The sequence below is a fragment of the Luteibacter sp. 621 genome (assembly GCF_050435445.1).
Classification (GTDB): domain Bacteria; phylum Pseudomonadota; class Gammaproteobacteria; order Xanthomonadales; family Rhodanobacteraceae; genus Luteibacter.
On record NZ_JBNDKI010000006.1, the window covers coordinates 202764 to 211874 of the forward strand.

The 9111-nt window shown below is 66.1% G+C and carries 10 protein-coding genes; 7 read left to right on the forward strand and 3 right to left on the reverse strand.

Translation table 11 applies throughout. The features are described 5' to 3' along the window. Positions 1 to 8 precede the first annotated feature (8 nt). Positions 9 to 659 (reverse strand): serine/threonine protein kinase, encoded by a 651-nt coding sequence (locus ABIE56_RS09450; RefSeq protein WP_429243569.1) that lies wholly within the window; start codon positions 657 to 659, stop codon positions 9 to 11. A gap of 95 nt (positions 660 to 754) precedes the next feature. Here ABIE56_RS09450 and ABIE56_RS09455 point away from each other — a divergent pair, with 95 nt between their 5' ends. From ABIE56_RS09455 to ABIE56_RS09465, 3 genes are all read left to right on the forward strand, one after another. Further along, positions 755 to 1525, forward strand: a complete 771-nt coding sequence (locus tag ABIE56_RS09455) for a DUF3298 domain-containing protein (protein WP_429243556.1) — start codon at positions 755 to 757, stop codon at positions 1523 to 1525. After that, positions 1525 to 2007, forward strand: coding sequence for a DUF456 domain-containing protein (locus tag ABIE56_RS09460; RefSeq protein WP_429243557.1), 483 nt, complete (start codon positions 1525 to 1527; stop codon positions 2005 to 2007). The genes ABIE56_RS09455 and ABIE56_RS09460 overlap by 1 nt, the downstream gene beginning before the upstream one ends. Before the next feature lie 71 nt (positions 2008 to 2078). Further along, on the forward strand, positions 2079 to 3842 hold the full coding sequence (locus tag ABIE56_RS09465) for a DUF885 domain-containing protein (RefSeq protein WP_429243558.1): 1764 nt from the start codon (positions 2079 to 2081) through the stop codon (positions 3840 to 3842). Positions 3843 to 3944: 102 nt separating this feature from the next. Here ABIE56_RS09465 and trhA read toward each other — a convergent pair whose 3' ends face one another. Next, positions 3945 to 4610 (reverse strand): PAQR family membrane homeostasis protein TrhA, encoded by a 666-nt coding sequence (gene trhA, locus ABIE56_RS09470; protein WP_429243559.1) that lies wholly within the window; start codon positions 4608 to 4610, stop codon positions 3945 to 3947. Between the two features lie 113 nt (positions 4611 to 4723). Between trhA and ABIE56_RS09475 the strand changes: the two genes are divergently transcribed. Both ABIE56_RS09475 and ABIE56_RS09480 read left to right on the forward strand, forming a co-directional pair. Further along, positions 4724 to 5551: a universal stress protein gene (locus tag ABIE56_RS09475; RefSeq protein ID WP_429243560.1), complete on the forward strand. Its 828-nt coding sequence runs from the start codon at positions 4724 to 4726 to the stop codon at positions 5549 to 5551. Between the two features lie 183 nt (positions 5552 to 5734). Continuing rightward, positions 5735 to 6397: an energy transducer TonB gene (locus tag ABIE56_RS09480; RefSeq protein WP_429243561.1), complete on the forward strand. Its 663-nt coding sequence runs from the start codon at positions 5735 to 5737 to the stop codon at positions 6395 to 6397. A 111-nt stretch (positions 6398 to 6508) separates the two neighbouring features. Here the strand turns inward: ABIE56_RS09480 and ABIE56_RS09485 are convergent, their stop codons facing one another. Continuing rightward, entirely contained in the window at positions 6509 to 6799 is a 291-nt protein-coding gene (locus ABIE56_RS09485) for a hypothetical protein (RefSeq protein WP_429243562.1), read from the reverse strand. Positions 6800 to 6958: 159 nt separating this feature from the next. Here ABIE56_RS09485 and ABIE56_RS09490 point away from each other — a divergent pair, with 159 nt between their 5' ends. Beyond that, positions 6959 to 7537, forward strand: coding sequence for a cysteine dioxygenase (locus ABIE56_RS09490; RefSeq protein ID WP_429243563.1), 579 nt, complete (start codon positions 6959 to 6961; stop codon positions 7535 to 7537). Between the two features lie 46 nt (positions 7538 to 7583). Next, positions 7584 to 8954: an FAD/NAD(P)-binding protein gene (locus ABIE56_RS09495; protein WP_429243564.1), complete on the forward strand. Its 1371-nt coding sequence runs from the start codon at positions 7584 to 7586 to the stop codon at positions 8952 to 8954. The last annotated feature ends 157 nt before the right edge of the window (positions 8955 to 9111 follow it).

Genomic DNA, 9111 nt, shown 5'->3' on the forward strand with positions numbered 1-9111 from the left:
CGGCGCGCCTATTTGCGGATGCGCCCCTGCCCTTCGTTATCCCAATAGCCGAAGATCCGCCGGGCGATGAGCTTATAAAGCCGTTTCCCGGTCGCCCGCCACAGCCGCGAATGCGGTGCGGGCTGGGCCAGGATCTCTTTTTGCCGGGCACTGAGCCGGTCGGCCACGTAGGTGCGCTTGTGCTTGAGCAGATGGCGCAGGTCTTCCCGCGCCAGCAGGCGAAACAGCGAGCCACGCCGGCCACGGGTCCAGGCGATCTGGAAATCCACCAACCCCGGGCTGCCATCCTCTCGCACCAGCCAGTTGGGCTCCTTGGCCAGGTCGTTATGAACGATGCCGCGCCGGTGCAGCACCGCCAGCAGGCGCAGGGCGTCGCGGTAATACGCTGCATCGAGCGGGCGGCCCACCTGCATGGGCTGGCCGGCCATGTAGCTGCGCTCGAGCACGTTGCCGTTCCACGCCAGCAGCCGCGGTACCCCATCCACGCCATCCAGCCGCCGCAATGCACGCGCCTCGCGCGCGGCCGCACGGCGCGCAAACCAGCGCGCCCACCAGCGCGCGGCGGCAATATCACGGCGAATGAGTACGACACCGTCGCGCTCCACGCGTTCGATGCGGCCCAGTTCATCGGCCTTTAGCAGGGTGACGGTTTCCGTCATCGCGTTGTGCACGCTGTTCCTTCGTTACGTTGACGCCCTCTGCGCTGCGTGGTGTCTACGCTAATATGCGAGCTTCGCAGGGAGAGAATGCCGAAATGCTGGTGCGACACATCCTGTCGCTGGTCATCGCCACCGCCGGGCTTGCCGCCTGCCGCGACGGCGCCGACCAGACGAACGGCGGACATACGGCGCCGCCCGCGCAGGCGAGTGCCGATAAGGATACCCGTTCCGGCCAGGAGCGCCTCTATACCATGGAGCTCTCGCTCCCCAAGCTGCCGCCCAAGGCGGATCCCCTGCGCCATGCGATCGATCGTTTCGTGGATGGCCAGAAGCGCGCGTTCCTCGATAGCCTGGATGCTCCGGGGGCCCGCGACCGGGCGCGTGAGATGCCATGGGACCTGAATCTGGACATCGCGGTTTCGGCACGTACCGATCGCTTCATCAATGTGCAGGTGGATGGCCAGGCCTTCACCGGCGGCGCCCATCCCGCCCCCATCGTGGACAGTTTCACGTTCGACAAAGATGCTGATCGGGTCGTCGGCATCCGCGAGCTGTTCACCGATCCCGATGCCGCCGAGCACGTGTTTGCCTCGGAAGCCCGGCGCCAGCTCATTACCCAACTGGATGACCAGGATGAGCCGCTCGCCTCCGATACCCGCCAGATCGAGGAAGGCACGGCACCCGGCAAGGATCACTACCGCGTGTTCAACCTGCTTACCGGGCCGGATGACAAGGTGCATGGCCTCACCTTCATCTTCCCGCCCTACCAGGTGGCAGCCTATGCGGCCGGCCCCCAGGCGATCGATGTGCCCAGTGAGGTGTTCTTCTCCTACCTGAAGCCGGAATACCGCGGGGCGTTCCGCTAATGGAAATCGCCCTTTACCTGCTCGCCGCGGCACTTATCGTCGGCGGCGTAGCGGGTGCCATCCTGCCCTTCCTCCCGGGCATCCCCATGATCTTCGGCGGGATCTGGCTGGCTGCCGCGGTCGACGACTACCAGCACCTGGGCTGGGGCTGGCTGGTGGCCATCGGCATCGTCGGCGCCGTGGGTGTCGCGCTCGATTTCGTCTCCGCGTCACTCGGTGCGAAGAAGATCGGTGCCACGCCAAGGGCCTTGTGGGGCGCGGGCGTCGGGACCACGATCGGGATGTTTTTCGGCATCCCCGGGCTCATCATCGGCCCGTTCGCGGGTGCGGTGGTCGGTGAACTGTCTTCGGGCAAGAGCATCCTGCGCTCGGCACACGTCGGGGTCAGCACCTGGGTCGGCATGCTCGTGGGCATGCTGGCCAAGGTGGTCATCTCCTTCCTCATGCTGGGCATGGCGGGCGTGGCACTGCTGCTCTCCTGACCCATCCGGTGGCACATGGCGCCCCCAGGCGCTCCCGGCTAGTCTCCGCTCACTCACCTGGGGAGATGCACATGTTCCGACGCCTTACCCTCGCTGCCGCGATCACGTTCGCGGTAGGTAGCCTGCATGCCGAGACGGCACAGCCGGCCTGGATCGCCCGCAGCAACGCCGATGCGCAGCTGCTGCTGGATGTCACCGCCCGCTTCAGCCCGGAATCGGCCACCGATATCGGCGTGAAGGGTTACGACGAAAAAACCGCCGACCTCGGCCCGGATATCGATAAACGCCAGCGCGCCGCGCTGGTCGAGGTGCGTGAGAAGCTGCAGAAGCGCCTTGCCGAAGAAAAAGACCCCAATGTGCACCAGGACCTGCAGATCCTGGTCAAGCAGATCGATGGCAACATCAAGGGCATCGACCTCAACGACAAGTACATGCTGCCGTGGTTCGATGCGGGCCAGATGATCTTCAGCGGTGAGTTCTCGCTGCTCAACGCCGAGAGCACGCCGGAGCAGAACAAGGCCGCGCTCGGTCGCCTCAACTGCTACATCGGTGCGACCAAGGGTTGCACGGCCCTGGTCGACCAGGCCAAGGCACGCACCACCGAGAAGCTGGGCGACAAGCAGCTGCTCGGTCCGGTGAAAGCCGATATCGAGCAGAAGCTGGGCAATACCAATCGCTACGTCGACGGCATCCGCAAGCTGTTCGCCGAGAAGAAGATTGCCGGCAGCGAAGCCGCGATGGCCACGCTCGACAAGCAGCTGAAGGATTACAACGCGTGGCTGAAGAAGACGGTGCTGCCGCGCTCTCGCACCGATTTCCGCCTGCCCGAGCCGCTGTACGCCTACAACCTGGAACAGGTGGGCCTGGACATCGCGCCGCGTGACCTGATCGGCCGCGCTGAGCTCGAGTTCATGGAAACCTCGTACGCACTGCAGCAGCTCGCGCCGGTCGTGGCTAAGGCCGAGGGCCTTCCCGATGGCGACTACCGCGATGTGCTGAAGGCGCTGAAGAAGAAACAGCTCGCCAAGGACCAGGTGGTACCGACGTACCACGCCGTCATTGGCAAGATCGAAGACACCATCCGCAAGCAGCGCATCGTAGAGCTGCCCAAGCGCGAGCTGGCCATGCGCCTGGCCTCCGAAGCGGAGAACGCACGTACGCCGGCACCGCACATGGATCCGCCGCCCTTCATCAACAACACCGGGCAGCGTGGCACCTTCGTGCTCACCACCGGCAACCCGCCGGCCAATGGCGATGCGTCGCAGATGTACGACGATTTCACCTTTGAAGCCGCCGCATGGACGCTGACCGCGCACGAAGGCCGCCCGGGTCACGAACTGCAGTTCGCCGCCATGGTGGAACAGGGCGTGTCGCTCACCCGCAGCCTGTTCGCTTTCAACAGCGTGAACGTGGAAGGCTGGGCCCTGTATGCCGAAGCCGAGATGGTGCCGTACGAGCCGCCGGCAGGCCAGTTCATCGCCCTGCAGTTCCGCCTGCTGCGCGCGGCGCGTGCGTTCCTCGACCCGATGCTCAACCTGGGCCTGGTCGATCGCGACCGTGCGCACGATATCCTCGTCAACGACGTCGGCCTTTCCGAGCCCATGGCACGCCAGGAGCTGGATCGCTACACGCTGAACTCGCCCGGCCAGGCCACGGCGTACTTCTACGGCTACTCGCGGATCCTGCAGCTACGCGCTGAAACCCAGGTGAAGCTCGGCAAGAAGTTCGACCGCAAGGCGTTCAACGATTTCCTGATCGCCCAGGGCCTGCTCCCGCCCGATCTGCTCGCCGAAGCCGTACGCACGCGCTTCATCCCCGAGCAGCAAAAGAAATAATAGGTAAATGTAGGAGCGCGCTTGCGCGCGATACGGCGAAGCCCGCTAACACCCAGGCTTCAGACCCAATCCATCGCGCGCAAGCGCGCTCCTACACCATCCTTAGCGCGGCGCGTCGGGAATAACGTAAAGAAGAATGGCGAGGTAATGCAGCACGCTGCCCGCCAGTACGAAGAAATGCCAGATCGCGTGCCCATACGGCATGCGCCGCGAGACGTAGAACGGCACGCCCGCGGTGTACGCGATGCCGCCGGCGAACAGCAGAACGAGCCCGCCCGTTTCAACGTTCTCACGCAACGGCTCGATGGCGACCACGGCCACCCAGCCCATCAGCACGTACATGATCACCGCCGCCTTGCGGTAGCGCTTGAGCATGCCCAGTTCCGCCGCGCTGCCCAGGATGGCCAGGCCCCAGATCGTGCCAAACAGGCCCCACCCCCAAGCCCCCGGCAACGCCAGCAGCGTGAAGGGCGTATAGGTACCTGCGATCAGCAGGAAAATGGCGATATGGTCCAGCGTGCGGAACGTGCGCTTGGCAACGCCGCCCGGTGGCACCGAGTGGTAGAGCGTCGATGCGGTGTAGAGCAGGATAAGCGTCGCGCCGAAGACGGAACTTGCCACCACCGTGCGTGTTCCGCCGTACATGGCGGAGAAGGCAACCAGTACCGCGAGGCCGATAATGCTGAGCACGATACCCAGGCCGTGTATCAGGCTGCTTGCGAGTTCTTCGCCAAAGCCGTAGCGCGGCTGGGCGCTTTCGAGGGACATGCTCTTTCCGCGGTGCACAAAGTGACCACCGAGGGTACTCCAAGCCGCCGCCCGATGCGAAAGGTTCGCAACTGGGGCTTGCCTCGGGCCACCGGGCGGTGTTCCATGCAGGCATGACCCTCGAACTCCTCCTCAATGTCCCGCGCCTGCCCCTGCAGGGGGCCGGCCTGCGTGCCGCCCTGGCCATGGCCTCGCGTATCGCTGCCCGGCTCGATGGCATGCACGTTGTCGATATGCCCGCCGCCGCCTTCACCGTGCCCGAGGCGGTGCCGATGCAACTAGACGCGGTACGGCAGCGGGCGACCGAAGCCCGTGCGGTGGCCGGCGACTGGGGTGACCTGCTCGCCGCCCACGGCCTGAAGGGCAAATGGCGGGTCGGCAACGGCGATACGGTGACCCTGCTCACCCATGCCTCGGCGGGTTATGACCTGGTCGTGATGGAACGTTCGTCCACCATGCGCGGCGATGCGCCCATTGGTTTCGGCGTGGTGTCGCGTACCGTCTTCGGCGCCAGCCGTGGCGTGCTCGTGGTGCCGGATACGGCACCGGTCGAGACCCTGGGCGAGAACGTGCTGGTGGCGTGGAGCGGCAGCCGGGAGTCGGCGCTTGCGCTCCGCTCGGCCCTGCCCCTGCTGCGCAAGGCCGGCAAGGTCACCGTGATCGACGGTAGCCGCGACGAGGAAATCGGCACCTGCGCGCTGCCGGACACGGATATTTGCGGGTGGCTGGATACGCACGGGGTGAAGGCCGACGTGCGCCAGCTGGATGAGTCGGCGCTTTCTTCGCCGGGCCCGGAGCTGCTGAAGATCGCGCATGACGCGGGGGCGGACCTGATCGTGATGGGCGCCTGGGGCCGCTCGCGGCTGTCCGAGCTGGTACTGGGTGGCACCACGCGCTATCTGTTCATGCAATCGGACATCCCGATGCTGGTCGCACATTGAGGCCGCGAATCGGTCAGAGCTAACCGAAATAGCCATCCAAATGAAACTATTGCAAGTCCCTGCGAACCCTGCCTAATCTGAACCCGGACCTGAACACGATCCCCGCCGGTCCCCACCGGCCGTGTTTGGCGCCACGCAGTACGAACTATGCAACACCTTCACCCACATCGAAGGAGGTGGCTCATGTCGTTCGCCCGTCCGCAGGCCCTGTCCGGCATTCATCCGGATTCCGTTCGCATCGTTGCCATGAGCGCGGCCATCGCACTCAATGCCGCCGCACTCATCGCCGTCATGCGGCCGATGGTGGCGGAAATCGCCACGTTCAAACCCACGATCCAGTCCATCACGCTCATCGACCATCCGACGCCGCCTAAACCGGTGCCGGTCCCGGAGTTGAAGCTACAGCCGTTGGTGAAGGCCACCCCGGTGACCACGCCGAAGCCGCATGAAGTAGCTCCCCAACCGCCCGTCGTCGCGGCCACGCCGACCGATGAAGGGATGGTCCAGGCACCGCCGGTGAGCGAAGCGCCGGCAACGCCAGGGCCCGTGGTCGAAGCGGCGCCCGTTGAGACCACGCTGGCCTACGTGGCGGCGCCCGCTCCAAAGTACCCGACCCAGGCCATCCGCGGCCGCATGCAGGGTACGGTGACGCTACGCGTACTCGTCGATGAAAGCGGGAAGCCACTCGAGGTGGTGGTGGAGAGCAGTAGCGGCCACCAGGTGCTCGATGACGCGGCTCGCAAGCAGGTGCTCGCAAGCTGGCGGTTCCAGCCGGCGGTACAGAACGGCCAGCACGTGAAGGCCTGGGCGCGAATCCCCGTGACCTTCGACCTTCGCTCGCTGTAACGCCCAACGTTCGCCCGCTTCACCGTCAGTGTAGGAGCGCGCTTTCGCGCGATGGGGTTCACGGCAAGCTCCCATCGCGCGCAAGCGCGCTCCTACAGGATTTGTTCGGGCTTAACGCGGCGCGTGCATTACCACGACATCGGGCTTGCGGGTGGCGCGGGCGATGAGCCACACCAGCGCAACCACGAACGCCACCGGGATGAGCACCGGCAGGAGGGCCAGGGCGACCACCGGGGCGATGGCGAGCATGAGCACGCCACCGACCAGCGCACCTACCAGGCTGGCAACAATATGGAAGACGCCGCCGATAATGCCGAACACCAGCTTGAGCAAGGCGCCCACCAGGGCGAAGGCAAGCCAGAAGCCAGCAAACAGGACAACGAGCGAGGTCATGACGATCATGGTGTGTCTCCGTGCAACGGCCGCCCCATGGGCGGTGCGCAGGTTCGATGCGGGGTGCCGGCAAACGGTTTAAAGGCCGGTTGAAAGACCGGGGTTACGCCTGTTTAACAGGTGCCATGGTCCACTGGGGCCAGTCGATTTGCCGGGGCGGCCCGTTCCATGGGTAAGCGTTCTTCCATCATCAAAACCTTGCGGGACATCGCGTTCGACCACTCGGACACCGGTGCCCCCGACCTCGCCTCCATGGGGCGAGAGATAGGCAGCGCCCTGCACGCCCGGCATGACGAAGTCACCGCGGCGCTGGGCGCCCTGCGCGAGCGCCGGCGCGGTTTCGAGCGCTGGATGCTCGCCGAGCGTGCCAAGCCGGCCGTCAGCGTGCTGGTGCTTGCCTGGCCGCCGGGCTACGCCACGCCCGTGCACGACCATGGCGGGCTCTGGGGCCTCGAGGCCACGATCGCAGGTGCGCTCGAGGTTGAGTCGTTCCTCAAAGATGGCACCGCCGAAACGCTGCGCAGCGTCGGCCGCACCTGGCTGGGCCCTGGCGATGCCACGTGGTTCGAGGGCGCGGAGGAGCACGCCCATCGCTGCCGCAATTTGTCGCGGCACGACACAGCGCTCACGCTTCACGTGTACGGTGGCGATCTGGCACAGTACCTCGCGTACGAGCAGCCGGGTCCTTCTGGACACTGGATCGCACGACCGAGGCAATCGATCATTGCGGGACGCCTGACGGCCTGACGGTCTCACGGCCCTCCACCCCAACCTACGGGCGAAGGACCAATACATGTTTCAAAAGGTCGCCATCATCGGCGGTGGCGCGGCAGCGGCGACGCTGGTGAGTGAACTGCTGGAGCGCAGGACACCCAAGCCCTTGCACCTCACCTGGTTCGCGGGCAGCGCACAGCCCGGCCGGGGCGTCGCCTACGGCACGCCCTCCGATCGCCACCTGCTCAACGTCCGCGCGGCGTCCATGGGCATGTTCGTGAGCAAACCCGGCGGGTTCCTCGAGTTCGCCCAGGCGGGTAATCCGGCTGTGAAGGGCTCGGATTTCCTGCCGCGCAAGCTGTACGGGGATTTCCTGCAGTCGCGCGTGGATGCCGCCATCAAGAACGCCGGCCAGCTTGGCCACGATATCAACGTCATTCCGTTCGCCGCTGAATCCCTCGTGCCGTCCAGCGAGGGCGTGACGGTCGGTTATGGCGATGAAGAGGCCCACGCGCAGGCGGCGGTACTCGCCATCGGCTCGTTGCCCCCGCGTCCGCTACCCGGTGTGCAGGATGCCGCCATCGCCAGCGGCCGTTACGTCACCGATCCGTGGCCGTATCTCGCCGCCGCGGAAAGCGACGACCGGCCGTTGCGTGTGCTTGTGGTCGGCCTTGGCCTGACCGCCGTCGACGTGGTCCTGGAATTGTCGGCGCGCTGGCCCAATGCCAGCTTCACCGCACTGTCCCGCCACGGCCACCTGCCTGAGCCACACCTCGCCGCCGCTTCAGCACCGGGCGATGATGGCAACGACCTGGCCGAGCAGATGGCGGATGACCCGAACATCCGCGTATGGCTGCACCGCCTTCGCGAAGCCACGGAAAATGCCGAGGACTGGCGCACCGTGGTCGATGGCATGCGCCCGCACACCCAGGGCCTTTGGCAACAGCTGCCCGCTTCCGAACGTGCGCGCTTCCTCCGCCACGCCCGCTGGGCGTGGGAACGGGCGCGCCACCGCATGCCGCCGCAGGTGAACAAGAAGGTTCATGAGCTGGAAGCCGCCGGCAAGCTCCATCGCCTGCGTGGGCGCATGCAATCCGTGTCGCTGCGCATGGATGGCGATCTGGATGTCGTCCGCCGTTTCACCGGACACGACGACACGGTCACCGAGACCTACGACATCGTCATCCAGACGGTGGGCCTGAACACCGACACGCTGCGCACGGATCACACCCTCATGCGCCAGCTCGTCATCGATGGCCTGGTCACGCCCGACCGGATGGGGCTCGGCCTCTCGGCACAGCCCGATGGCCACCTGCTCGACGGGGACGGCAAGCCCCGCGGCAACCTGTTCGCCATCGGCAGCTTGTTGCGTGGTGCCCTGTGGGAATCCACCGCGATTCCGGAAATTCGCAAGCAAGCGCAATCACTGGCGAATCTGCTGGTCAAATAACCTCACCACTGTAGGAGCGGGGGGGGGGGGGGGGCCCCCCCGGGGGCGCGCCCCCCCCCCCCCCCCCCCCCGCCCCCCCCACAAACCACTGAGCCCCCCCGGGGGGGGGGGGGGGGGGCTTCGGCGGGGAACACACGGGGGGTGGGGGGGGGGCCCG